20 protein-coding genes are annotated in these 21180 nt (G+C 67.6%); 6 read left to right on the top strand and 14 right to left on the bottom strand.

Annotated elements, in window-relative coordinates:
- Nucleotides 1-7: 7 nt before the first annotated feature.
- From A6B37_RS24205 to A6B37_RS24195, 3 genes are read right to left on the bottom strand one after another with little or no spacing between them, the layout of a single operon-like run.
- Complete coding sequence (locus tag A6B37_RS24205) at nucleotides 8-1717, bottom strand: GMC family oxidoreductase N-terminal domain-containing protein (protein ID WP_210405817.1); 1710 nt, start codon at nucleotides 1715-1717, stop codon at nucleotides 8-10.
- A 5-nt stretch (nucleotides 1718-1722) separates the two neighbouring features.
- Nucleotides 1723-2025, bottom strand: coding sequence for a YciI family protein (locus tag A6B37_RS24200; RefSeq protein WP_102772736.1), 303 nt, complete (start codon nucleotides 2023-2025; stop codon nucleotides 1723-1725).
- A gap of 40 nt (nucleotides 2026-2065) precedes the next feature.
- Complete coding sequence (locus A6B37_RS24195; protein WP_102772737.1) at nucleotides 2066-2935, bottom strand: intradiol ring-cleavage dioxygenase; 870 nt, start codon at nucleotides 2933-2935, stop codon at nucleotides 2066-2068.
- A gap of 159 nt (nucleotides 2936-3094) precedes the next feature.
- Between A6B37_RS24195 and A6B37_RS24190 the strand changes: the two genes are divergently transcribed.
- Entirely contained in the window at nucleotides 3095-4072 is a 978-nt protein-coding gene (locus A6B37_RS24190; protein ID WP_111827129.1) for a LysR family transcriptional regulator, read from the top strand.
- A 44-nt stretch (nucleotides 4073-4116) separates the two neighbouring features.
- On the opposite strand, the gene A6B37_RS24185 is transcribed toward A6B37_RS24190, so the two are convergent.
- From A6B37_RS24185 to A6B37_RS24150, 8 genes are all read right to left on the bottom strand, one after another.
- Nucleotides 4117-5226, bottom strand: a complete 1110-nt coding sequence (locus A6B37_RS24185) for a hypothetical protein (RefSeq protein ID WP_111827128.1) — start codon at nucleotides 5224-5226, stop codon at nucleotides 4117-4119.
- Between the two features lie 61 nt (nucleotides 5227-5287).
- Nucleotides 5288-5806, bottom strand: coding sequence for an O-acetyl-ADP-ribose deacetylase (locus A6B37_RS24180; RefSeq protein WP_102772739.1), 519 nt, complete (start codon nucleotides 5804-5806; stop codon nucleotides 5288-5290).
- Nucleotides 5803-6246 (bottom strand): VOC family protein, encoded by a 444-nt coding sequence (locus A6B37_RS24175; protein ID WP_111827127.1) that lies wholly within the window; start codon nucleotides 6244-6246, stop codon nucleotides 5803-5805. Before A6B37_RS24175 ends, A6B37_RS24180 begins: the two co-directional genes overlap by 4 nt.
- Before the next feature lie 72 nt (nucleotides 6247-6318).
- On the bottom strand, nucleotides 6319-8025 hold the full coding sequence (locus tag A6B37_RS24170; RefSeq protein WP_111827126.1) for a thiamine pyrophosphate-requiring protein: 1707 nt from the start codon (nucleotides 8023-8025) through the stop codon (nucleotides 6319-6321).
- Entirely contained in the window at nucleotides 8022-8933 is a 912-nt protein-coding gene (locus tag A6B37_RS24165) for a LysR substrate-binding domain-containing protein (RefSeq protein WP_111827125.1), read from the bottom strand. Before A6B37_RS24165 ends, A6B37_RS24170 begins: the two co-directional genes overlap by 4 nt.
- Nucleotides 8934-8977: 44 nt before the next feature.
- Nucleotides 8978-10570, bottom strand: a complete 1593-nt coding sequence (locus tag A6B37_RS24160; protein WP_111827124.1) for a rhodanese-like domain-containing protein — start codon at nucleotides 10568-10570, stop codon at nucleotides 8978-8980.
- Nucleotides 10571-10610: 40 nt separating this feature from the next.
- Nucleotides 10611-11597, bottom strand: coding sequence for a tripartite tricarboxylate transporter substrate binding protein (locus A6B37_RS24155; RefSeq protein WP_111827123.1), 987 nt, complete (start codon nucleotides 11595-11597; stop codon nucleotides 10611-10613).
- A gap of 29 nt (nucleotides 11598-11626) precedes the next feature.
- A complete protein-coding gene (locus tag A6B37_RS24150; RefSeq protein WP_102772745.1) occupies nucleotides 11627-12226 on the bottom strand; it encodes a hypothetical protein in 600 nt (199 codons plus the stop codon).
- Between the two features lie 233 nt (nucleotides 12227-12459).
- On the opposite strand from A6B37_RS24150, the gene A6B37_RS24145 reads away from it, so the two are divergent.
- The gene (locus A6B37_RS24145; RefSeq protein WP_111827122.1) at nucleotides 12460-12792 is read left to right on the top strand and encodes a hypothetical protein; all 333 of its coding nucleotides are present in this window, start codon (nucleotides 12460-12462) and stop codon (nucleotides 12790-12792) included.
- Here A6B37_RS24145 and A6B37_RS24140 read toward each other — a convergent pair.
- From A6B37_RS24140 to A6B37_RS24130, 3 genes are read right to left on the bottom strand one after another with little or no spacing between them, the layout of a single operon-like run.
- Complete coding sequence (locus A6B37_RS24140; protein ID WP_111827121.1) at nucleotides 12728-14251, bottom strand: efflux transporter outer membrane subunit; 1524 nt, start codon at nucleotides 14249-14251, stop codon at nucleotides 12728-12730. The genes A6B37_RS24145 and A6B37_RS24140 overlap by 65 nt on opposite strands.
- A 22-nt stretch (nucleotides 14252-14273) precedes the next feature.
- Nucleotides 14274-17444 carry an efflux RND transporter permease subunit gene (locus tag A6B37_RS24135; RefSeq protein ID WP_111827120.1) on the bottom strand — a complete coding sequence of 1057 codons (3171 nt, stop codon included), beginning with the start codon at nucleotides 17442-17444 and terminating at the stop codon, nucleotides 14274-14276.
- Nucleotides 17441-18616 carry an efflux RND transporter periplasmic adaptor subunit gene (locus A6B37_RS24130; protein ID WP_102772749.1) on the bottom strand — a complete coding sequence of 392 codons (1176 nt, stop codon included), beginning with the start codon at nucleotides 18614-18616 and terminating at the stop codon, nucleotides 17441-17443. Before A6B37_RS24130 ends, A6B37_RS24135 begins: the two co-directional genes overlap by 4 nt.
- A gap of 206 nt (nucleotides 18617-18822) precedes the next feature.
- Between A6B37_RS24130 and A6B37_RS24125 the strand changes: the two genes are divergently transcribed.
- The 4 genes from A6B37_RS24125 (at nucleotide 18823) to A6B37_RS26255 (ending at nucleotide 21166) form a co-directional block, all read left to right on the top strand.
- The gene (locus A6B37_RS24125; RefSeq protein WP_111827119.1) at nucleotides 18823-19836 is read left to right on the top strand and encodes a 2Fe-2S iron-sulfur cluster-binding protein; all 1014 of its coding nucleotides are present in this window, start codon (nucleotides 18823-18825) and stop codon (nucleotides 19834-19836) included.
- A gap of 60 nt (nucleotides 19837-19896) precedes the next feature.
- Nucleotides 19897-20370 carry a Cu(I)-responsive transcriptional regulator gene (cueR, locus tag A6B37_RS24120; RefSeq protein ID WP_102772751.1) on the top strand — a complete coding sequence of 158 codons (474 nt, stop codon included), beginning with the start codon at nucleotides 19897-19899 and terminating at the stop codon, nucleotides 20368-20370.
- A gap of 23 nt (nucleotides 20371-20393) precedes the next feature.
- Nucleotides 20394-20732 (top strand): ISC system 2Fe-2S type ferredoxin, encoded by a 339-nt coding sequence (gene fdx / locus A6B37_RS24115; protein WP_102772752.1) that lies wholly within the window; start codon nucleotides 20394-20396, stop codon nucleotides 20730-20732.
- 68 nt (nucleotides 20733-20800) lie between these two features.
- Nucleotides 20801-21166 carry a hypothetical protein gene (locus A6B37_RS26255; protein ID WP_246842560.1) on the top strand — a complete coding sequence of 122 codons (366 nt, stop codon included), beginning with the start codon at nucleotides 20801-20803 and terminating at the stop codon, nucleotides 21164-21166.
- The last annotated feature ends 14 nt before the right edge of the window (nucleotides 21167-21180 follow it).

The raw sequence follows: 21180 nt of genomic DNA, 5'->3' as shown, positions 1-21180 counted from the left end.
AAAGTCCTTATGAATGAATCGCGGACGGCGCATGGGCCGCCTCTTCCAGCCCGATGCGCTCGGCGGCCATTTCGGCCAGCATCAGCGTGGGCAGGTTGGTGTTGGCGCTGGGGATGCGGGGCATGACCGAGGCATCGGCGACGTAAAGATTGCCAATCCCGTGCACGCGGAAGTTCGAATCCACGACCGCCATCGGGTCCGTCTCCCTTCCCATGGCGCAAGTGCCGACGGGATGCCCCATCGGAGAGATGGACGACAGGATCTCGGCGTCCGCGATCCGGCGTCCGCCGCCGGCATAAGCCACCGGCGCGCCGCTGCCGAATGCCCTGCTGAAGATCATGCGCCGCAACGGCCCGGGCGCGCTGGCCGCCGCTTGCGCCGCCAGCGACAACGCGCGGCCGGCCAGCCCCGGACGGTTGAACTGCTTCACGGCCAGGGCCCCGGGCAGCAGGAATGCTTCGTGGTAGTGCGCGGCGACTTCGGGCGCGCGCAGCAAACGTTCGGCCCGGCGCGCGGCCTGCACCAGGCGCGGAGGATCGGCCGGATCGGACAGAAAACGGAAGTTCACGTCGGGCTGCGCAAGCGGATCGGCGCTCTTGAGCCGGACGAATCCGCGCGACCGCGGCCCGTACAGCGCGCTGCCCACCAACGCGAAACCGGGCCCGAACGCCGCGCCGCTGACCCGCCCGATCACGAAGTTGAAAAGGTCGCCGCCGTCCACGCCCGGCATGCCGGACGACGCGCGCAGCCCGGCGACGGCGAAGCGCCTGACGTCCGCCGCCATGCGCTTGCCCCTGGGCAGGCTCAGCGCGAAGAACAAGTATGGGTGGTTCTGCAGATTGCGCCCGACGCCCGGACGATCCAGCGCCACCGGCACGCCCAGGCGCTCCAGCTCGGCCGCCGGTCCAATCCCCGAGCGCAACAGGATCGCCGGCGCATGGATGCCTCCCGCAGCCACGATCACCTTGCGCGCCGTCAGTTCCAACGGCTGGCCGCCATGCCGCGCATCCACGCCGGTCACCTGCCCCTGGCTCAGGCGCAACCTGGCCACCTGCGTGTCCGGCATGATCTTCAGGTTGGGCCGGGCGCGTACCGCCTCGGACAGATAGCAGCCGGCCACACCGACCCGCTCCTCCCGATCGATGGCGTTCGGCATGGCGAAGAAGCCGTCGCCCGGCTGCGCATTGATGTCGGAGACGAAGGGCAAGCCCTCGCCTTGCGCGGCCTGCGCCATGGCGCGGGCGAACGCCGGCCACTTCGTCATGGGAGTACGCTCGATGGCGTGCGGGCCGCATTGCGGGCCCGGACGGTCGCGGTCGTTTTCAATACGGCGGAAATAAGGCAGCACCGCGTCCCAGGAAAAATCACCCGCGCCGGCCCGCGCCCAGTGCGCGTAGTCCGAAGGCACGCCGCGCAGCGCGAACATGCCGTTGATGCTGGAGCCGCCGCCCAGCACGCGGGCCTGCGGGTAGGGCGCGGCGGGTCCGTCCTGCGTGTTCGCCGCGTTCAGGCCGGCCCAGAAGTAATCCGGATTGAGCGTGGCGGTCGGAAACGGGTCTCGAATATCGTCCGGAACCCGCCCCGGCGCGACATCGGGCCCGGCCTCGACCAGCAGCACTCGATGCCGGGGGTTTTCCGACAAGCGCGCGGCCAGGACCGCCCCCGCCGAACCGCCTCCGACGATCAGGAAGTCGTAGTCCATATCTGCGCTCGCCATGGTTTTCAGGCCGGGGGAAAGCCCGTCTTCTGCGGCCACAGGTTGACGAAGGGCAGCACCGACGCCGTCGCATACAGACCGGCCTTGGTGAACGGTTCTTCGGCCATCCAGCGCTCGGCCGCGGCCCGGTCCTCGAAGTCGATCACGAGCAGGCTGCCCAGCATGGTCTGGCCATCGTCTTTGGTCAGGGGGCCGGCAAACGCGATCCGGTCGGCCACCGCCGCCAGATAGGTCTTGTGTTCGGGACGCACGCGCTGGCGCAGTTCGGCGGAGCCGGGGCGGTCGATCAAGTGGAATGCGAAGATCAAGAAGCTCTCCTGGTTTGGGTGGATGTCCGCGGCGGCGCGTTCACGCGGCCGGCGCCGGATTCAGCACAAAGCGGAAATCCAGCGTGTAGAACGGCACTTCGCTACGCGAACCGTCCGGCGCCGGGCCGGGCGGGTGTTCGATCCAGTCCGCGATGAGCGAGGACCGCACGCCGAAGACGGCATCCGAGTCCAGGTAACGGTCGCCATTGCGGAACACATGGGTGATCAGCCGTTCGTAGCCGGGCGCGGTGATCATGAAATGCAGGTGCGCCGGCCGCCACGGGTGGCGTCCCAGCGCCTCCAGCAACCTGCCCACCGGGCCGTCGTGCGGGATCGGATAGGCCTCGGCGCGGATGGTCTTGAAGTGAAATCCCCCCTGCTCGTCCGCCTGCAACGTGGCGCGGGCGCGCTGCGGCGCGCCGTCTCCGTACTGCACGTCGTAAAAGCCGGCCTCGTCGGCCTGCCAGACTTGCAACTCGGCGTTCGGCACCGGACGGCCATCCAGGCCCACGACCGTGCCGCGCACGTAACAGGGCTCGCCAGGCGCGCCATTGGCCACGTCGCCGCCAAGCTCGACGCGCGGGGAATCCTCGACATGGAAAGGACCGAACACGGTCGCCTCGGTGCAGCCCTTGGGCTTCTTGTTGTTCAGCGCGGTCACCAGCATGGACAGGCCCAGCGTGTCCGACAACAGGATGAACTCCTGACGCGTCCCGTTGGTGATATGGCCGACTTCGGTCAGAAAGCGGATACCCTCGAACCATTCGTCTTCGGTCAGCGCCACGTCGCGGGCGAAGGCATGCAGGTGCTGCACGAGGCCGGTCATGATTTCGCGCAGCCGCGGGTTGGCCGCGTCGGCGTGCATGCCGATGACTGCCCGCGTGATGTTGTCTTCGTCGAGATTTCTCACTCTCGTCTCCGTTGAGTCCTGGCGTCAATTTTGTACACTTGACCAAATTAACGCAATCGAATTGCCGTAAATGCGTTTTCCGCTCACCGGAAAAATCAGGGTTTCCCCTAGGGCACGCATCAGCAACGCCGCCATACGAGCGGCGACTTGGAGACGCTAATGGATCGTTGGACTGAAATGGAACTGCTGGTGCAGGCCTCCGAACGTGGCAGCCTGTCGCGCGCCGCGGAATCGTTGAACATGTCGAACGCGGCGGCAAGCCGGCACCTGGCGTCGCTGGAGGCCAGAATCGGCGCCCGGCTGATGCGGCGCGGCACGCGCGGTCTCTGCCTGACGGAGGCCGGCGAACGCTTCTACCAAAGCTGCAAGAGCGTGCTGGCCGACATCAAGGACGCCGAGGCGGCGGCCAGCGCCACGGTGCTCAACCCCACGGGCACTTTGCGCGTCACGGCCTCGCTATCGTTTTCGGTGCAGCACATCGCGCCGCTGCTCAAGGAGTACACCGCCCGCTATCCGAACGTGCGGGTGGTCGTCGAAGTGTCCAACCGGTACCACGACCTGATCGACAACAACATCGACGTCGCGATCCGCACCCGCGAGTTCGAACGCGATTCCAGCGTCACCATCCGGCGTCTGGCGGCCACGCGCCGCATTCTTGCGGCGTCGCCCGGGTACCTCGACGCCCACGGCGCGCCCGGAACTATCGAGGATCTGGCGAGCCGCCCGCTCCTGCTCTACACCTATGCCAACAGCCCTAACGAGCTCAACTTTCGCCGGGGCGAGGAAACGCGCAGCCTGCGCGTGCAAGGCCTGCTTGAATCGAACGACGGCCAGGTGCTGCGCGCCGCGGCGCTCAGCGGCATGGGCATCCTGGTGCAACCCAAGTACATCCTCTACGAGGACCTGGTGGCGGGGCGGCTTGTCTCGGTGCTGGACGATTGGGATCTGCCGCAGCTGGCCGTCAACATCGCGTTCCAGAGCCGGCGGCACATGTCAGCCAAGGTGCGGACCTTTATCGACTTCCTGGTCGCCCACTTCGAGCGCATGGACTACCAGCGCAAGTGGACGGCGTTCGACCACGGCGCGGGGACCCGCCGACCGATCCTGCCCGAATCTATCTGCGGCAAGCTCCAGTAAACCTGCCTGACCCCCAAGCCCGATGAACCATTGCCTGCAGCCAGCTATTTCCGTATCGCCTGCAGCACGTCCGGCGACGCCCTGTCCACCGGGTTCACATGCAGCATCGGCGCGCGATACGTCAGCTTGTCCAGCACACCGTCCAGCTTGGGCATTTTGAAGCTTGCGGCGCTTGGCGCCTGGCGGAAATCATCCAGACTGGCGCGCAGTCGCTCGACCGTGATCGATTGCATCGGGCATCTGACCTGCCCCCCTCCCGACTCGCACATTTCCTCGATCAGAACCGTTTGACCGTCTATCGGAATGAAGCCATCGGTCAGCACCACCTCGCCTGCTCTCAATCTGATCGAGGCGATCGGCTCAAACGTCAGGTCCACATCCACGCCCGCCACCGAATCCCGCTCGGCCGCGCCAGCGGCGACAGCGCGTTTCGCACCGAGCTGCCAGCGGAATTCGCGAGCGGCTTCATCGCAGCCTCCGCCCAGCCGCAACACCACCTGGCAGCCTTCGCCCAGGCCATCGTCGGTTGCGTTCCTGGGCTGAGGCCACGGGCCCGTCTTCTTGAAGACGTCATCATGGCGGTGCCGCATCGTCGAAATACCGATCGGCCTCGGTATCGCCGTTGTATTCGACTGCTGTTTCAAGCGCAGTATCGTCATGTCGGGCACGTGGTAAGTGATCCGGTCCAGCCGGTAGTCACCCGGCCAGACGGGCATGACCTGGTAGATGAGCCTGCCATGCGCGGTCTGGAACACGGGCCCAATATCACGGATGTCAATCTTGTGCTCGCCATGGCCAACGGTGATCGCCACGCCGCGATCGGTCCTGTGGTTCCAGCGCGTCAACATGCTTTGCTGGCGCAGGAATTTCTCGCGCGTGGTCCGATCGTCGAAATCCCGCTTTGGGCCGGCATCCAGGTTCAGGGTCGGGATCACCAGCAAGGCCATGCCTTCCTGCACCGATGCGGCCAAGCCGCTGTCACGGCTTTCTCGCTCCCGCGCGATCACAGCCTCATACTCGGCGGCCAGCTCCGCGTCGGACAAAGTCTCATACTTGGTGGTCGGCTCCGCGTCGGATAAAGGCTGCGCAAAAGCAAGGGTGGGCACCAGCAATCCAATAAGGCCAAGGCGGACGTGAACTGGCAAAAGCGGCATCGTTTCTTGTTCCTGTTCCGGGTCGAGCGATGGTCCTGCGGTTCGTGCAACACGTGCGACGCTACGCCAAGGGCCCGCTCAATATACGCTCATAGTGACGAAGGTCTTCCTGCGAAAAGCAGCAGAACACGACCTCCTGTATGGACGAATCCCGTGCCAGGCTATCACGGACGCTCTGGACGGCGATCTCCGACGCCGGCTCGATGGGATAGCCGTATACGCCGGTGCTGATGCAGGGAAACGCGATCGAAGCGATGGCGCGTGCCTGCGCCAGTTCGATGCAGCGGCGATAGCAGCTGGCCAGCAATGCCGGTTCCCCGCCATCTCCGCCTCGCCATACCGGGCCGACCGTGTGAATGATGCATCGCGCGGGAAGGCGATAGGCTTGGGTGACCTTCGCATCGCCGGTCTTGCAACCGCCGAGCTTTCTGCACTCCTCCAGCAAATCCGGCCCCGCGGCGCGATGTATCGCGCCATCGACCCCGCCGCCGCCGAGCAATGAAGTGTTGGCGGCGTTGACGATGGCTTCCACGTGGAGCTTCGTAATATCCGCCAGGATGGCACGCAGGCTTGTGCTCATGTGCTTGCTCCTGATCCGATACGCGGGGCCTGGACCGCGGGGCCCTTCAGCTCGATTTGATTCCCGTCGGGATCGAGGCAATAGATCGAAAGCCCGTCTCCTTCCGCGCCGTATCGCATCACCGCCTTGTCCGCGGCGATTCCGAAAGCGTGCAGATGCGCCAGGATGGCGGTTTCGTCGAACGGATCGACCCGCAGGCAGAAGTGGTCGACATTGCGTCCTTCTTTCCCCGGGGCGGCGCCGCCGGCGGCGCCCAGGGGGCCTTGCGCGTCGACCAGATCGATCATGGACCCGCCGGCGCCCAGATGGATCATGGCGTATTTATCGTTCCTCTTCTTGATGGAACAGCCCAGCACCTTCGTATAGAAGTCCACACTGCGCGCCAGGTCCCGAACCCTGAGAACGACGTGGTCCAGGCGCTTGATCTGAAATACCGGCATGATTGTTCTCCTGGGGCAACGCACCCCAGGAATGAAAATACCATCCGGGACAGATGACCGGCGCAAGCGACGCTACGGGGCTTCCTGCGACAAGGCCTTTTCCTCGGCCGTCATGATTTCCAGAACGGCCGGGCGTCCCGTGTCGGCCACTCTCGCCGCCTCCCTGAGCGTTTCGATCAGAGTGGCCGGGTCTTCGATGCGCGCCGTCCAGGCGCCCAGGCCCCGCGCGATCATTTCGTAGTCGCCTGACAGGTAGCGGGTGCGGTGCGTCTCGCTCGAAAGCGGCATGTGCTTGTCATAACCGCCCATGCAGCCGTTGTTCATGAGCAGCGTCACCGTGCCGATCCGGTTGCGCACGGCCGTTTCCAGGTCCATGGCGCATTCGCCGAAGGCGGCGTCGCCCAGCAGGTGCGCCACCAGCGCGTCGGGCCGCGCCATCTTGGCCCCGAGCGCAAGCGGCAGGCTGTAGCCCAGGTGGGTCGAGCGCCCCCAGCCCATGTATTCTCCCGGCCGGCGGCTGCGGTAGAACGGACTCAGCTGGTCGCGCGGGCTGCCCGCGTCGTGGGTGATGATGACGTCGCGCTCGGCCCACGCGATCTGAAGGTCGTGCACCACGCGGTACGGATTGATCGGCGTCGAGTCCGAGGTCAGCTTGTCATGCCAGTTCCGCAGCCATGCCTGCCGGACGGCCTCGAGCTCGGCGCCTATCCTGGCCGTCCGGTCCGTGTCCGGCCGCACGCCGAACTCGGTCTTGAGCATGTCTATCATCTGGCGCAATACGAGCCTGGCATCTCCGAGCAGGGCGCAGTCCAGCGGATAGTCTTTGTTCAGGTCGGACTCGTCGATCGCCAGCTGGATGGCCCGCCTTCCCGCCGGCAGTGGCGCCGCGAAAACCGATTTGGTCAGGCTCGCGCCGATGCCAAAAAGCAGGTCCGCGTGGCGCAGCGCATGCGTGACCGTCGCCGGCCAGGCCATGCCGCCGCTGCCCAGCGCCAGGGGATGAGTCTCCGGAAAGCCGCTTTTGCCGGACAGCGTCGTCATCGTGGGAATCGACAGCAGTTCGGCCAGTTCCACGAGTTCGGGCGTGGCCTGCGATTGCAGCACGCCGGCGCCCGCATGCAGCACCGGCCGTTCGGCGGCCAGCAGCTGGCGGCAGGCCTCGCGCACCAGATTCGGGTCGCACAGCGTGCGTACGGCCCGGACCGGCGCATGCCGCGACGCCGACGCGCCGATGGGCTGTTCCATCACGTCCATGGGCAACTCCAGCGCCACCGGGCCGCGCCGGCCGTTGCGCAGGCCGGTATAGGCGCGCCGCAGCATTTCGCCCACGCGGTCCGGACGGTTGACGCGCGCCACCCACTTGGTGATGTTCTGGTAGTGCTTGACCGTTTCGAAATTGGGGCGCACGTCCGTGCGCGCCTCGTTCACCCCGCCCGGCAGCATCAGCACCGGCGATGAGTCGGAATAGGCCTGAGCCATCGCGCCGAAGGCGTTTTCGCATCCCGGCCCGTACTGCACCGCGCACACCCCCACCCGCTCGCCCAGGCTGGCCCGGGCGTATCCGTCAGCCATGCCGACCACGGCGCGCTCGGTCCGCGCGACGACCGGGCGTATGCCCGCCGCGGCGGCGGCGTCGATGAGCGAATTGATCGGAAAGCAGAACAGCAGTTCGGTGTTTTCCGCCTTCAGTATGCGGGCCACCTCATCGACTGCCTTGCGGTCGGAAGGAGGACGGGTATCGGTCGTCTGGGATGCCGCTGCGGGCAGGGAAGCGTTCATGTTGTCTCTGTCTCTTGTTGAAATGCCCGGCAGTAGTCCAGGAATCGGAATGCCAGGATGGAAAGCGGCTGAGAGCTCGAATACAGCGCCCCAACCTCGACGATGACCTCCGGATGGAAAGGCCGAATAACGACGTTCGCGTCGCGCACCGCCCCCAGGGTGAAGGCATCGACTACGAAAGCCCCGGCGCCGGCCTCCACCAGCGCCATGGCGGCGAGCATGGTGCCCGCCTCCACGCGCACCCGCGGCCGCACCCCATGGGCGTCCAGGATGCGCGTGATCCGGTCGTGCACCCGCGTGATGCGATCGTTGAAGCGCTTGCGCGGCACATTGATGAAATCGACCCCCTGCAAGTCGGCCGGCCCTATCGTGTCCAGCGCCGCCAGCGGATGGCCGGCCGGCAGCAGGCACACCGCCGGGGTGCGCGCGATCGGCAACGACTCGATGTCCGGATGGTCCACCGGCAGCGTCGCGAAACCGATTTCGGCGCTGCCGCGCGATACCGCATACACCACGTCGTAATGCCGCTGCACGTCGAACATCACCGTAATGTCCGGATACTCGCGCATGAACGCCGTGACCAGTTTGGGCAAGGCGCCCTGCTGCAGCGAGTTCATGACGCAGATCTTCAAGGTGCCGCTGCCGATCTGCGCGATGCGCTGCGCTGCGAGCTGGATGTCCTTCAATCCGATGAACGAACGCATGGCCTCGACGTGCAGCGCCCGGGCTTCGGCCGTCGGCACCATCACGCCCTGGCGCCGGTCGAACAACTGGAATCCGACCTCCCGCTCAAGGCGGGCGAGCAGCCGGCTCACGGCCGACTGCGTCACGTACATGGACTCGGCCGCGCGCGTGACCGTGCCCAGGTCGACTACCGCCAGAAACGCTTCGATCTGCCTGAGATTCATTTTGTCTTTCTCCTCCTGTAGGTAGAGAAAGCTCTATCAGAGGCTCAGGCCTTATACAAGTTGAAATGCACGGCGGGATGGTGCTGCACCGCATCAAGCAGGCCCACTTCCCATCCCAGGTAGGCGCGCATCGCGGCCTCGCGGTCCTTGGCCTCGAACGGCTTCACGAACGCGTCGTCGGGTTCATGCAAGGGACGGCCCTCGCCCTCTTCCAGCGGCAGGCCCTCCATCCGCCAACGCTTCATGCCGCCCTGCAGCACATGGACGTCCCGGTCGGTCTGGCCGGCCACGTCGGCATAGCCGAGCTCCGCCAGCACCCCGTCCGGCGATACCAGCAGCAGCGGGCGGCCCGGCGGCAGCGGCCGCAAGGCATCGGCCAGCCTGGAGCGGGTCAGCCAGCGCGCGCCCGGCAGATGCCCGGCCCGGTAATCCCGGTAGCTGCCCAGGTCGATGATCTCGTATTCACCCAGGCCGCGCGCCGCCTCGGCGGGTGTCAGCCAGCGAGGCTGGACGCCGTCCAGCCCCACGACGATCTGCGCCTGCGGACCGCTGATCAGGCCTGCGGCGTCCACCGTGTCGGCGCGCAGGGTGAGCACATCGTCGTGCCCCATCTGGCGCAGCCAGGACGCCGTCATCACGTCGCGCACGCCGTGGGGGTCGTACAGCACGATGCGGGCGTTGCGCACCGCCACATAGGTGTCGGTTGCCTGCACCAGCTGGCCGCCGGGCGCATGGACCGCCTGCGGCAGATGCCCGGTCTCGAATTCTTCCTGCGACCGCACGTCGAACAGGTAGACGGACCGCTGGCCGCCGTCGCGCTGACGCTGGTAGGCAGCCGCGTCGATCTCGCCGATGCGAAAGCGCTCGCGTATGGCCGCGGCCCGCCGGCGCGCCACGTCCAGCGTTCCGGCGCCCGGCTCCGGCGCACGGCGCGACGATTGCGTCTCGACCTGATGGCCGGCCAGCGACCAGCCCATCGTGCCGTTGCGCAGGGCGTAAACCGGATTGGGCACGCCCGCGTTGATCAGCGACTGCGCGCCGATGATGCTGCGCGTGCGGCCGGCGCAATTGACCACCAGCGTCGTCTCCGTGTCCTGCGCCAGTTCCGCGTAGCGCAGCACCAGCTCCGCGCCCGGCGTGCTCACCGAACCCGGTATGGTGGCGCGCCGGTGCTCGGCGGGCGTGCGGCTGTCCATGATCACCACCCGGCGCCCGGCCGCCAGCATGGCGCGCAGCTCGTCGGCCGAAATCGACGGCGTGCCGCAGCCATGCTCGACATACTCGCCGAACGCCTTGCTGGCCGTGTTGAAGCCGGTGAACAGCGGCAGCCCCAATTCGCCCCAGGCCGGCGAGCCGCCTTCGAGCAACACCGCGCCCGTATAGCCGAGCTCGCGCAGCCGTCGCTGCGCGCGCCGGTCCAGCTCGTCGCCGCCGCCGGCCACGACGATGGGCACGTCGCGGCGGGGGAACAACCTGGGCGCGCGCAGTTCCAGCTGCGACAGCGGAAGATTCACCGCGTGGAACAAATGCGGCGACACCGAATGCGCCCCCTCCTCTCTCGGATCGATCACGGCGCACTCCGCGCCACTCTCCAGGCACTGCTTCAGCCACGCAGCGCTGACGGATTCCTCAACCATTCCATTCCCCTTGCCCACTTGTCTCGTTGACGGCCGGCGGTCAGTCGATCGACGCGCCGGCCCGCTTCACCAGATCCGCCCAGAACGCCACCTGTTCGCGCACGAAGGGATCGAACTTCCCCTCCGACTTCGGATCGGCCGGCTGGTATCCCGCCTGCTCCAGTTGCTCGCGGATGCGGGCGGAGGCCAGGGTGCGGACCGACGCCTGCTCCAGCACCTGCACCGCGTCCTTGGGCGTGCTGGACGGAACCACCAGCCCGAACCACACCTCGGTGCGTTCGAAGCCGGGCAGTCCCTGCTCGGCCAGCGGCTGCGCATCGGGCAGGCTGGAAGGCGCCTTGAGCGACGTGCAACCCAGCACCCGCAGCCGCCCCGCCTTGATCTGGGCCAGGGCCGAAGGCAGCGACGCCATCGAAAAATCGACCTCGCCCGAGACCACCGCCATCACGGATTCCGCCGGGCCGCGGTAAGGGATGTGCTCCGTGGCGAGCTTGGCCTCGCTGCTGAACATCACGCCGGCCAGATGCTGGGTCGTGCCGTTGCCGGGCGAACTGAACATCAGCGATTTGCCGCCGCGCGACTTCAGGTCCTTCACCGTCTTTACCGGGCTGGCGGCGGGAACCACCAGCACGTTCGGCGTGGAAGCGAACTTCACCACCGACTCGAAGTCGCGCAGCGGGTCATAGGGCAGATTCTTGTAGAGCGCGCGGTTGATCGCCATGGTGGCGGTCGATCCCAGTCCGAGCGTGTAGCCGTCGGGCCGGGCCTGGGCCACCGCCGCCATGCCTATGCTGCCCCCCGCGCCCGGCTTGTTGTCCACGATGATGCTCTGCCCGAGCTGCTGGCCGAGCTCCGGGGCCAGAATCCGCACCAGGATGTCGTTGGCCGAGCCCGGCGTGTACGCCACGATGTAGGTGAGCGCCTTCGCGGGGAAACGACGCTGGGCTAGCAAGATCCCCGGCAGGCCGGCGCAGCCTAATGCAATCGCGGATTTACCACAGAGACTCAAGAGTTCACGTCGTTTCATTTTTTGTCCCCTTCCAGCGGTTTTTATTGTCAGGTCGGCTTCACGTTCGGATTCGGCGGGAAGATCTGCCGTTTTCCGGTGCTGGGATCGAACTGCTCCCGGTCCACCTGGTCTTCCAGCGGGCGCTCGTAAAAGCGCAGTTGCCATACCGGCTCGTCGCCCACGCCCTGCACGTGGATGCTGTGAATGTCCTCGCCCATCAGGGCGACGCCCACGCCCGGCCCCACCATGATGGATTCCTTTTGCCGGAACCCGCCGGAACCGTCGACTTCATACAGCCGGTTTTCTTCGGCGCCCACCATGCCGGCCAGCACCGCCCAGTTCTTGTGGTTATGCGGAGGGCTGGATTTTCCGGGCAGCGCCAGCGACAGATACAAGGCGCGGCCGCTGCCGTTTTCCTCGTTCAGGCGGTAGGCGACAAAATCCTTGAACGTGCCGCGCTTGGCGGGCTTGAACTCCGTGGTCACGAAGACGTCGCTTTCCTTGGCCAGCGAAATCAATTCGTTCTTGATTGCCTCCAGCGCCTGGCGCGTCTGTCCATGTTCCTTTTCTATGGCGTTGACGCGGGCCATGGTTTCTGCGACCAGTTTGCGGCGGCGCGCCACCAATTCGGGCGTGGGTTCACGCATGGTTGTCTCCTTTGGGAGCAGTGAAAAATCAATGCATTACGAAAACTCCATGGATTGAAGATTGATATTGCACAGGTATTCTGTCAATTTCCGATTTGCTTAAGCACTATTCCGGTAAGTCATACTATTCAAAACAATTCAGACGGGCCATGCGCAATTGAAAGCGGGATTCGATGCGGCCTCGGGCACGGCGCTTGCCGGACTGATCCGGCCAAAAGAACCTGGAGCGATCCATGGACACTGCCCATACCCCGAACGCATCCGCGCGCCGCATGCGCCGCGCCGGCGGTCTGCTGGCGCTGGCGCTGGGCGGCGCGGCCCTGGCCAATCTGTTCACCCTGCGCGATGACGCCGGCGCGACGGCTGCGGCGATGCTGCCCGATGCGCCGGCCGGCGGCCCGCTGCGCGCGCTGGACGGCACCGACGCCCGCATCATCTGGACGGACCGCGCCGGCGGCGTCTGGGTCGTGCAGAATCTGTCGTGGCGAGAAGGTCCGGTCCTCAGCGGATCGGGCGCGTGGGAACGGCCTCGCCTGCGGACAGCGAGGCCTGAGCGCCAGCCCTGACTGTGTTCTCCGTCCACCCTCCCCCCAGCGCCTTGTACAGGTCGATGAGATTGGTCAGCCGCGTCAGGCGCGTGCGCACCAGGACCTGCTGGGCGCCGTACAGGGTGCGGTGGATTTCGAGCAGGGCCAGATAGTCGTCCTGGCCCTCCCTGAAACGTTGCTCGGCCAGTGCGTAGGCGTCGCGGCTGGCGGCCACCGACAGCTGTTCCGAGCGGATCTGCTCGTCCAGCGTGCGCTTGCCCGCAAGCGCGTCGGCTACTTCCCGGAAGGCCGCCTGGATGGCTTTTTCGTAGTTGGCGATCTCGATGCGCTTCTGCACGTGCGCCACGTCGAGGTTGGCCAGCAGCGCGCCGCCGCGGAAGATGGGCAGCGTGATGCGCGGCAGGAAGCTCCAGGCGCGCGTGCCCGAATCGAACAGGCCGTCCAGTGTGGCGCTGGCCGTGCCAGCCGAACCGGTCAGGCTGATGGCCGGCAGGAAAGCGGCGCGCGCCGCGCCGATATTGGCGTTGGCGCCGCGCAGCATCTGCTCGGCGGCGCGGATGTCGGGCCGGCGCGTCAGCAGCGCCGACGGCAGCCCGGCCGGCAGGTCGGTGGGCACGATGCCGTCGGGCAGCGCGGCGGCCTCGTCCAGCTGGCGCGACAGCTCGGGCGTCAGGGGCTGGCCCAGCAGCAGCACCAGGGCGTTGCGGTCACGGGCGGCCTGGCGGGTGTAGGCGGCGTGGTTGGCCTCGGCGTTGCGCAGGGCGATCTCCGCCATGCGCAGGTCGAGCCGGGTGGAGTTGCCGGCCTCCACCAGTTGCGCGGTCAGGTCGAAGGAGCGCTGCTGCGTGGCCAGGGTATCGTTGGTCAGGCGCAGCAGTTCCTGGTCGGCGCGCAGCGTGAGGTAGGCGCTGGCGACTTCGGACACCAGGCTCATCTGGGTGGCGATGCGCGTTTCGTCCAGCGCCAGGTAGGTGGCCAGGGCCTGGTCGCTGAGGCTGCGGATACGGCCCCACAGGTCGATTTCCCAGGCGGCCGTGACGCCGGCCACGTCGTAGCGCCGGGACACGTAGGCGGAATCGGTGGCGCTGAGTCCGGCCGGCACGCGCTCCGAAGCGCCGCTGGCGGCGGCGTCCACGCCGGGCAGCATTTCGGCGCGCTGGATGCGGTAGAGGGCCTGCGCCGCCTCGACGTTGAGGGCCGCGCGCCGCAGGTCGCGGTTGTTGTCCAGCGAGATCTCGATCAGCCGGTGCAGCAGCGGGTCGCGGAAGAAATCGCGCCAGCCCATGTCGGCGACGGCCGCATCGAAGGGCTGTCCGGCCTCGGGCGCGGGATGCGCGGGGTCCGACGGATAGGCCGTGCCAATGGGCGCGGCCGGGCGTTCGTAGCGCGGCGCGAGGGTGCAGCCGGCCAGCGCCGCCGCCAGCGTCAGCGAGGCCAGCATGCGGGCCGGGCGCAAAGGGGCGAAAGTCGTGTTCATGGTTCGTATGTCCTGGTGACCGTTATGCATGCTGGCTTGCGGCGGCGGCGCGGCGCGCTTCGCGGCGCAGCGCCAGCTTGCGCACGACGACGTAGAACACCGGCGTGAGCAGCAGGCCGAACAGCGTCACGCCCAGCATGCCGGCGAATACCGCGATGCCCATGGCGTGGCGCATTTCGGCGCCGGCGCCGCTGGCCAGCACCAGCGGCACCACGCCGGCGATGAAGGCCAGCGAGGTCATCAGGATGGGACGCAGGCGCAGCCGCGCGGCTTCCAGCACCGCGGCCAGCGGGTCGGCGCCCGCTTCTTCCTGCGTGCGCGCGAACTCCACGATCAGGATGGCGTTCTTGGCGGCCAGGCCCACCAGCACCACGAAGCCGATCTGGGTGAAGATGTTGTTGTCTGCGCCCGAGATCCACACGCCGCCGATGGCCGACAGCAGCGCCATCGGCGCGATCAGCAGCACGGCGAAAGGCAGCGACCAGCTGTTGTACTGGGCCGCCAGGATCAGGAAGGCCAGCAGCACCGCCAGCGGGAAGATGTACAGCGCCGAATTGCCGGCCTGCTTCTCCTGGTAGACCAGGTCGGTCCACTCGTAGATCATCCCTTCGGGCAGGGTCTCGCGCACGATGCGTTCGATCGCGTCGGTGGCCTGGCCCGAGGAGTAGCCCGGCGCCGGCCCGCCGCTGATGTCGGCCGACGGAAAGCCGTTGTAGCGAATGACGCGGTCCGGCCCGGAGCCGCGCGTCAGCGTCACGAAGGCGCTGAGCGGGATCATGTCGCCGGCGGCGTTGCGCACCTTGAGCAGGCCGATGTCGTCGGCCTGCATCCGGAACGGCGCGTCGGCCTGCGCCATGACGCGGTAGGTCCGCCCGAAACGGTTGAAGTCGTTGACGTAGAGCGAACCCAGGTTGATCTGCAGGGTTTCGAACACGTCGGTCAGCGATACGCCCAGGGACTTGGCCTTGACCCGGTCGATGTCCACCTGCAGCTGCGGCGCGTTGGTCTGGAAGCTGGCCAGCATGTTGGCAAGCTCGGGCGTCTGCATGGCCTTGGCCATGATCTCGCCCTGCGCCTTCACCAGCGCCTCGAAGCCCAGGCCGGCGCGGTCCTCGATCTGCAGCTTGAAGCCGCCCATCGCGCCCAGTCCCGGCACCGGCGGCGGCGGGAAGATGCCGACGAAGCCGTCGGGGATCTGGCTGAACTTGCCCATCAGCTTGCCGGCGATGGCATTGGCCGACAGCGACGCGTCCGTGCGCTCGTCGAAGGGCTTGAGCATGGCGAACATCAGCGCGGAGTTGGGCACGTTGACCGGGCCGTTGACCGACAGGCCCGGGAACGCCACCACGCTTTCCACGCCGGGCTCGGCCAGCGCGATCTCCGACATCTGCCTGACCACGGCCTCGGTGCGGTCCAGCGAGGCGCCGCTGGGCAACTGGGCGATGCCGACCAGGAAGTACTTGTCCTGGGCCGGCACGAAGCCGTTGGGCACCTGGTGAAAGCCCAGCCAGGTCAGGCCGACGAAGCCGCCGTACAGCATCAGCACGATGGCGCTGCCGCGCACCGCCCGGCGCACGGCGCCGACGTAGCCGTTGGACGCGCGGTCGAAAAAGCGGTTGAAGCGCCGGAAAAAGCCGCCCAGCAGCCGGTCCATGACGCGCGTGAGCGCGTCGGACCGGGCCGCCTCGTGGTGCGGCTTGAGCAGGATGGCGGCCAGCGCCGGCGACAGCGTCAGCGAATTGATGGCCGACAGGATGGTGGAAATGGCGATGGTCAGCGCGAACTGGCGGTAGAACTCGCCTTGCAGCCCCGACAGGAAGGCCGAGGGAATGAACACCGCCGCCAGCACCGAGGTGATGGCGATGATCGGGCCGGTGACCTCGTCCATGGCCTTGATCGCGGCCTGCCTGGGCGGCTCGCCCAGGGCCATGTGACGCTCCACGTTCTCGACCACCACGATGGCGTCGTCCACCACGATGCCTATGGACAGCACCAGGCCGAACAGCGACAGCGTGTTCAGCGAGAAGCCGAAGAGGTGCATCAGCGCGAAGGTGCCCACCAGCGACACCGGCACCGCCACCAGCGGAATGATGGACGCGCGCCAGGTCTGCAGGAACAGCACCACCACCACCACGACCAGGACGATGGCTTCCAGCAGCGTGATGGCCACCGATTGCAGCGAGGCCCGCACGAACACCGTGGGGTCGTAGGCGATGCGGTATTCCACGTCCTGCGGAAAGCCCTGCTGCAGCTCCTGCATCTTGGCGCGCACCGCGTTGGAGACGTCGATGGCGTTGGCGCCGGGACTCTGGATGATCTGCAATGCCGGGGCCGATTCGCCGTTGAGCAGGCTGCGCAGCGTGTAGGCGTCGGCGCCCAGCGATACGCGGGCCACGTCGCGCAGGCGGGTGACCTGGCCGTCGGCGCCGGTCTTGACCACGATGTCGCCGAACTGTTCGGCGCTGGCCAGCCGGCCCAGCGTGTTGACGGTGACCTGGAAGGCGGACGAGGTGTCGGGCTGCTGCCCCACCGAACCGGCCGCCACCTGCACGTTCTGTTCGCGCAGCGCCGCGACCACGTCGCTGGCGGTCAGCCCGCGCGTGGCGACGCGCGACGGGTCCAGCCAGACGCGCATGGAATATTCCCCGGCGCCCCAGACCAGCACGTCGTTCACGCCGGGCAGGCGCGCCAGTTCGTCGCGCACCTGGCGGATGGCGAAGTTCGACAGATAGAGCGAGTCGTAGCGCTTTTCCGGCGAGACCAGGTGCACCACCATCAGCACGTCGGGCGAGGTCTTTTGCGTCACCACGCCGATGCGCTGCACTTCCTCCGGCAGGCGCGGCAAGGCGCGCGAGACCCGGTTCTGCACCTGGATCTGCGCCATGTCGGGGTCGGTGCCCTGCTTGAACGCGATGGTCAGCACCATCTGGCCGTCGGTCGCCATCTGCGAGTTCATGTACAGCATGCCCTCGACCCCGTTGATCACCTGCTCCAGCGGGGCGGCGACGGTGTCGGCGATCACCTGCGGATTGGCGCCGGGATAGCTGGCCGTGACCTGCACCGTGGGCGGCGTGACCGCCGGGTATTCGCTCAGCGGCAATTGCCAGAAGGCGATGGCGCCGGCCAGCAGCATGAGCAGCGACAGGACGATGGCGAAGATCGGCCTTGCGATGAAGAAGTGGGGAAACTTCATGGACGCGCCTCCGCGACGGCGACCGTCTGCATCGGCACCAGGCGCGGCGTGACGGTCATGCCGGGACGCACCAGTCCTTTGATGATGATTTTTTCGCCTGCCTGCAAGCCGGTCTCGATGACGCGCAGACCGTCCACCACGCGGCCCAACTCGACCGCGCGGTACTGCGCCTGGTTGTTCTCGCCCACGACGAGCACGTAGTTCTTGCCCTGGTCGGTGCCCACGGCCAGATCGTCGACCAGGATGGCCGGCCGCTCCTCGCCGGTGGCCAGCCGCGCACGCGCGAACAGGCCCGGCGCCAGCTGGCCGTCCGGGTTCGGCACCACGGCGCGCGCGCGTATCGTGCCGGTGCCGCGGTCGACCTGGTTGCCCACGAAGTCGAGCATGCCCTGGTAGGGGAAGCCCTTGTCCGTGGTCAGGCCGACAGCGACGGGCAGCGTAGGCTTGCCGCCGGCGGCGTCGGGCCGGGCCTGCCTGACGGCGGTGAGATAGGTCGCCTCGTCGATGTCGAAATACACGTGCACCGGGTCGATCGACACGATGGTGGTCAACAGCGTGGCGCCGCCGGCCCCGCCGCCGCTGACCAGGTTGCCCGCGGTCACCAGCACCCGGTCTATGCGCCCGGAAATCGGCGCGGTGATGTGCGCGTAGGACAGGTCGAGCCGCGCCGCGGCGACGGCGGCCTTGGCCACCTGCACCTGGGCCAGCCGGGCGCTGCGCGCCGAGACGGCGTCGTCATAGGTCTTGCGCGACACCGCGCCGGTGGACACCAGGCGCTGGGCGCGGTCCAGATCGGCCTTGGCCTGCGTGGCCAGCACCTCGGCCTGGCGCAATTGCGCGGTGGCGGTATCCAGCGCGACCTGGAACGGACGCGGGTCGATCTGGAACAGCATCTGGCCCTTGCGCACCATGCTGCCTTCGGGGACGCTCACCGCCTCCACCGTGCCGCCCACGCGCGAACGTAGTTCGACCGTCTCGGGCGCGGCCAGGAATCCGGTGAACTCGGTCGAGGGCGTAATGATGCGCTCGATGACCTCGGCCACCGGCACCTGCGGGCCCGCGGGCGCGGCGGCCGGCGGCGTTTCGCCGGAAACGTCGCGAGCCGCGAACGCGGCGGCCCCGGCCGCGGCGATCACGCCCGCCATCACAGCAATCTTGAATTTTCGACGCATGGAATGCCCCTTCTATGCAGCAGGGCTTCGGCCCTTCCGAAGCAGCTCTGCAAAAAATTTGAGGCAAGGCTAGGCATTACAACGACGGGAAGGTCAAGCCTGGCCCCTACGAACCGAAGGGGCTTGTTTGACCTTGCGATCGTTGGAAGGAATAGATTGGGCCGCACCATACGACACCAACCCGAAGCACAGGGAGCAGCCCGGGCATGAGCATCAAGACCATAGATATCCGGCAGGCGCGCATCCGCCTGCCGGCCCAGGAAGGACAGACCATACTCGAGGCCGCCTTGCAGCATGGCGTGTGCTATCCGCACGGCTGCCGCTCGGGCCGCTGCGGCAGTTGCAAGACCCGCCTGATCGAAGGCGAGGTCGACATGCTGCAGCACACGCGCTTTGCGCTGACCGACGAGGAACGGGCCGGCGGCTTCATCCTGGCGTGCCGGGCAGTGCCGAGGACCGACGTGGCCGTGGCCTGGCTCGGAGACGATGACGAGGCCGCGGCCGCGCCGGCGCAGGCGTTCGAGGCGACCATCGTCGCGCTCGACGACCTGACGCACGACATCAAGCGACTGCGCGTGCGGCCCGACGGCGCCGCGCCCGATTTCGCCGCCGGGCAATATGCCGACATCCGGTTCGGGCAACTGCCCGCGCGCAGCTATTCGATGGCCAACCGGCCGGGCGAGCCGGAGCTGGAATTCCACATACGCCGGGTCCCCGGCGGCGTGGTATCGAGCCACCTGCATACCGCCGTCAGGGCCGGCGACCGCGTCGCGCTCCAGGCGCCGCGTGGCGCGTCGCATCTGCGCGCCTGCCATCGCGGCCCGATGCTGTGCATCGCCGGCGGTTCGGGGCTGGCGCCCATCAAGTCCATCGTCGAGACCGCGCTGGCGCACGGCATGCAGCAGGCCATCCACGTCTACTTCGGCGCGCGCGCGCAACAGGACCTTTACCTGCTGGACCACTTCGAGGCGCTGGTTCGCCGGCACCGCAACCTGGTCTTCATCCCCGTGCTGTCCGAGGCGCGCTCGGACACGCACCGCGTCGGTTTCGTGACCCGGGCCGTGGCCGACGACCTGCCGGACCTGCGCGGCTGGAAAGCCTATGTGGCCGGTCCGCCGACGATGGTGGAGGCGGCGATGCAGATGGCCTGCTCGCGCGGGCTGGGCGCGCAGGACATGCACGCCGACGTGTTCTACACGCCCGAAACCTCGGCGGCTTGACCTTCCCACAATGGCAAGCCTTAGGCTGGGTCCACCTTACACAGATCGAGGAAGACAGCCATGAATATCGGCGCAGCATCCAAGGCATCCAAGGTGTCGGCCAAGATGATCCGCTATTACGAGCAGATCGGCCTGATCCCCGCGGTGGGCCGGACCGACTCCGGCTACCGCGCCTATACCCCGGCCGACGTCGACCGGCTGCACTTCATCCGCCGCGCCCGCGACCTGGGCTTCTCGGTGGCGGAAACCAGCAACCTGCTGGACCTGTGGCACGACCAGTCGCGCCAGAGCGCCGATGTCAAGCGCCTGGCCCAGCAGCACCTGGCCGAACTGGACCGGCGCATCGAGAGCATGCGGCAGATCGCCGAAACGCTGAAGGCGCTGATCCGCTGCTGCGCCGGCGACGAGCGGCCCAACTGCCCCATCCTGCACACTCTCCAGCAACCCGACGACAAAGAGCGCGAGCCCGAGGCGCGCACCGGCGCCGTGCGGCGCCGCGTCGGCGGCAATGCGCCGGCCAGGCGCGCATCCTAGTACCGAGCTTCCCGGAACACGATATGCCCAAGATCACCGTTCTACCCCATGCCGACCTGGCGCCCGAGGGCGCCGTGCTGGAGGCGCCGGCCGGCACTTCGGTCTGCGAGGCCCTGCTGGCGAACGGCATAGAAATAGAACATGCCTGCGACATGAGCTGCGCCTGCACGACCTGCCACTGCATCGTGCGCAAAGGCTACGACACCCTCAACGAGGTCGAGGATTGCGAGGACGACCTGCTCGACCGCGCCTGGGGGCTGGAGGCGCACTCGCGCCTGAGCTGCCAGGCCATCCTGGCCCATGAGGACCTGACCGTGGAAATCCCCAAGTACACGATCAACCACGCCAAGGAGAACCACTGACGCGCGGGCACGGCGCTTGCTGAGCGCGACGGATCGGCCCCGAGCGCCGCCAGCCCCGAGGTGTCATCATGCCCAACGCCGCCCCCCGTCCCCTTCCCCGCTTTGCGCGCGCCAGCGGCCGCGCCCAGGACCATGAGGTGCCGGACGAGGACATCGAACCCGCCGACGCCACCGACGAGGACACGGGCGCGGGGCGCGCATCGCCGCGCCTGCTGCGCCGCCTCAAGGAGATCGACGACGCCCGCCACGGCCTGCCCGGCGAGCACCTTGCCGTGCTGACCCTGGGCGCATGGCTGATGCTGGCCGGCATGCGCGGGCGCACGCCGCTGCGCCGCGTGCTGTACACGCTGGCCGGCACCGCGCTGGTGGGCCGCGCGGCCAGCGGCACCGGCGGCATCGCGCGCGTGGCGCGCATCCTCAAGCGCCTGGGATAGCGCGGCGCGCCAGA

Origin of the sequence: Achromobacter sp. HZ01, assembly GCF_003267925.1 — a bacterium.
GTDB lineage: Bacteria > Pseudomonadota > Gammaproteobacteria > Burkholderiales > Burkholderiaceae_B > Achromobacter > Achromobacter pulmonis_A.
Note: the sequence above shows the minus strand (reverse complement) of the source record. Positions and strands in the feature narration are given on the sequence as shown.

What these genes read in the sequence shown, in the direction of transcription:
- A6B37_RS24165 (WP_111827125.1), bottom strand. Translation starts at nt 8,933, where the DNA reads ATGAATCTCAGGCAGATCGAAGCGTTTCTGGCGGTAGTCGACCTGGGC.
- A6B37_RS26255 (WP_246842560.1), top strand. Translation starts at nt 20,801, where the DNA reads ATGCCCAACGCCGCCCCCCGTCCCCTTCCCCGCTTTGCGCGCGCCAGC.
- A6B37_RS24150 (WP_102772745.1), bottom strand. Translation starts at nt 12,226, where the DNA reads ATGCGTGAACCCACGCCCGAATTGGTGGCGCGCCGCCGCAAACTGGTC.
- A6B37_RS24170 (WP_111827126.1), bottom strand. Translation starts at nt 8,025, where the DNA reads ATGAACGCTTCCCTGCCCGCAGCGGCATCCCAGACGACCGATACCCGT.
- A6B37_RS24140 (WP_111827121.1), bottom strand. Translation starts at nt 14,251, where the DNA reads ATGAACACGACTTTCGCCCCTTTGCGCCCGGCCCGCATGCTGGCCTCG.
- cueR (WP_102772751.1), top strand. Translation starts at nt 19,897, where the DNA reads ATGAATATCGGCGCAGCATCCAAGGCATCCAAGGTGTCGGCCAAGATG.
- A6B37_RS24175 (WP_111827127.1), bottom strand. Translation starts at nt 6,246, where the DNA reads ATGCCGGTATTTCAGATCAAGCGCCTGGACCACGTCGTTCTCAGGGTT.
- A6B37_RS24155 (WP_111827123.1), bottom strand. Translation starts at nt 11,597, where the DNA reads ATGAAACGACGTGAACTCTTGAGTCTCTGTGGTAAATCCGCGATTGCA.
- A6B37_RS24130 (WP_102772749.1), bottom strand. Translation starts at nt 18,616, where the DNA reads ATGCGTCGAAAATTCAAGATTGCTGTGATGGCGGGCGTGATCGCCGCG.
- A6B37_RS24190 (WP_111827129.1), top strand. Translation starts at nt 3,095, where the DNA reads ATGGATCGTTGGACTGAAATGGAACTGCTGGTGCAGGCCTCCGAACGT.
- A6B37_RS24145 (WP_111827122.1), top strand. Translation starts at nt 12,460, where the DNA reads ATGGACACTGCCCATACCCCGAACGCATCCGCGCGCCGCATGCGCCGC.
- A6B37_RS24135 (WP_111827120.1), bottom strand. Translation starts at nt 17,444, where the DNA reads ATGAAGTTTCCCCACTTCTTCATCGCAAGGCCGATCTTCGCCATCGTC.
- A6B37_RS24185 (WP_111827128.1), bottom strand. Translation starts at nt 5,226, where the DNA reads ATGCCGCTTTTGCCAGTTCACGTCCGCCTTGGCCTTATTGGATTGCTG.
- fdx (WP_102772752.1), top strand. Translation starts at nt 20,394, where the DNA reads ATGCCCAAGATCACCGTTCTACCCCATGCCGACCTGGCGCCCGAGGGC.
- A6B37_RS24180 (WP_102772739.1), bottom strand. Translation starts at nt 5,806, where the DNA reads ATGAGCACAAGCCTGCGTGCCATCCTGGCGGATATTACGAAGCTCCAC.
- A6B37_RS24160 (WP_111827124.1), bottom strand. Translation starts at nt 10,570, where the DNA reads ATGGTTGAGGAATCCGTCAGCGCTGCGTGGCTGAAGCAGTGCCTGGAG.
- A6B37_RS24205 (WP_210405817.1), bottom strand. Translation starts at nt 1,717, where the DNA reads ATGGCGAGCGCAGATATGGACTACGACTTCCTGATCGTCGGAGGCGGT.
- A6B37_RS24125 (WP_111827119.1), top strand. Translation starts at nt 18,823, where the DNA reads ATGAGCATCAAGACCATAGATATCCGGCAGGCGCGCATCCGCCTGCCG.